At 65.0% G+C, this 2,061-nt stretch carries 2 protein-coding genes; both read left to right on the plus strand.

What is annotated here, in order from left to right; all coding sequences use genetic code 11:
* The coding region (locus VK519_RS09830) for a 2-oxo acid dehydrogenase subunit E2 (RefSeq protein WP_324349385.1) at positions 1-968 on the plus strand (968 nt) is incomplete at its 5' end.
* A gap of 14 nt (positions 969-982) precedes the next feature.
* Positions 983-2,061 (plus strand): FAD-dependent oxidoreductase (locus VK519_RS09835; protein ID WP_324349387.1); only part of this gene is annotated, 1,079 nt, incomplete at its 3' end.

A 2,061-nucleotide genomic window follows, 5' to 3' on the forward strand; every position in this document is an offset into this window, starting at 1 on the left:
AACCGCGCACGCCGCCGGTGGCCTTCGACGCCAGCACGATCATGCCGGACCAAGCTCCCTATGCCAGCCCCGCCGTGCGTGCCTTCGCCCGCGAACTGGGCGTGGAGATCGGCCAGGTGCAGGGTACCGGCCGTGGTGGCCGCATCCAGCGTGAAGACGTGCAGGCCTGGGTCAAGCACGCGCTCGCCTCTGGCGCTAAACCCGGCGCTTCGGGCGCCGTGGCCGCCGGTGGCGGCCTGAACCTGTTGCCGTGGCCGAAGATCGACTTCGCGAAATTCGGCGAGATCGAGGAAAAGCCCCTCTCCCGCATCCAGAAGATCTCCGGCGCCAACCTTGCCCGCAACTGGGCGATGATCCCGCACGTCACCCAGCACGAAGATGCCGACATCACCGAGCTTGAGGCTTTCCGCAAGAAGCTCGGCGAGGAAAACAAGGACCTGAAGGTCACCCCGCTGGTATTCCAGATCAAGGCGGTGGTCGCGGCGCTGAAGAAATACCCCACGTTCAACGCATCGCTGGACGTCACCGGCGAGAAGCTCACCCTGAAGAAGTACTTCCACATCGGCATCGCGGTGGACACACCCGATGGCCTGGTGGTGCCGGTGATCCGCGACGCGGACAAGAAGGGCCTCCTGGAACTGGCAGCCGAGCTTGGCGAACTGTCGAAGAAGGCGCGCGAGAAGAAGCTCAGCCCGGCCGAGATGTCCGGTGGTTGTTTCTCGATCTCGTCCCTGGGCGGCATCGGCGGCACGTCGTTCACGCCGATCGTCAATGCACCGGAAGTTGCCATCCTGGGTGTGTCGAAGGCGCAGATGAAACCGGTATGGAACGGCAAGGAATTCGCCCCGCGCCTGATGTTGCCGCTGTCGCTGTCCTATGACCATCGCGTTGTCGATGGCGCGCTCGCCGCGCGCTTCGCGTCCTTCCTGGCCAGCCAGCTCGGCGACATCCGTCGCCTGCTGCTCTAACAGGACGCATCACGATGCCCAAGACGATTGAACTGAAAGTCCCCGACCTTGGCGGTTCGCACGACGTGCCGGTGATCGAGATCCTGGTCCAGGTCGGCGACACGATCACCAAGGAACAAAGCCTGGTCACGCTCGAATCGGACAAGGCCACCATGGACGTCCCCGCCAGCGACGGCGGCAAGGTCACGCAGGTCAAGGTGAAGATCGGCCAGGAGGTCAATCCCGGCGATATCCTCGCCGTGGTCGAGATCGCCGATGCCGCTTCCGCTGACACTACCGCTGCCAATGCGCCAGTGGCTTCCCGCGCCTCCGCGCCGGAGAAGCCCGCGGCGCAATCCGCCACCCAGGGCGTGCCGCAGCAGAAGACAGATCCGGCCCAGGAACCGGTAAAACAGACACCGGCTCCGCAGGCCGCCACCGGCACCGGCCGCAAGGCCGACATCGAATGCAAGGTGGTCGTGCTCGGCTCCGGTCCCGGCGGCTACAGCGCGGCATTCCGCGCAGCGGACCTCGGCCTGGACACCGTCCTGGTCGAGCGTTACGACACCCTGGGCGGAGTCTGCCTCAACGTCGGCTGCATTCCTTCAAAGGCATTGCTGCATGCAGCGGCGGTGATCGAAGAGGCCGGTGCCATGGCGGCCCACGGCATTACCTTCGGTGCGCCGAAGATCGACCTGGACAAGCTCCGCGATTTCAAGGTCAAGGCGGTGGGCAAGCTCACCGGCGGCCTTGCCAGCATGGGCAAGCAACGCAAGGTCAAGGTGGTCACCGGTACCGGCATGTTTGTTTCGCCGCACGAGCTGGAAGTGCAGGGCAAGGACGGCAAGCTGCTGATCCGCTTCGAGCACGCCATCATCGCCGCCGGATCGCAGTCGATGAAGCTGCCCTCGTTCCCCTGGGACGACGAGCGCATCATCGACTCCACCGGGGCCCTGGAATTGCGCGATGTCCCGAAGACATTGCTGGTGGTCGGCGGCGGCATCATTGGCCTTGAAATGGCCACGGTGTATGCGGCCCTGGGCAGTGAGGTGACGGTGGTGGAACTGGCCGACCAGCTCATGCCCGGCGCCGACCTCGACCTGGTCAAGCCGTT

This window comes from Pinirhizobacter sp., assembly GCF_035317885.1.
Classification (GTDB): Bacteria; Pseudomonadota; Gammaproteobacteria; order Xanthomonadales; family Rhodanobacteraceae; genus Pinirhizobacter.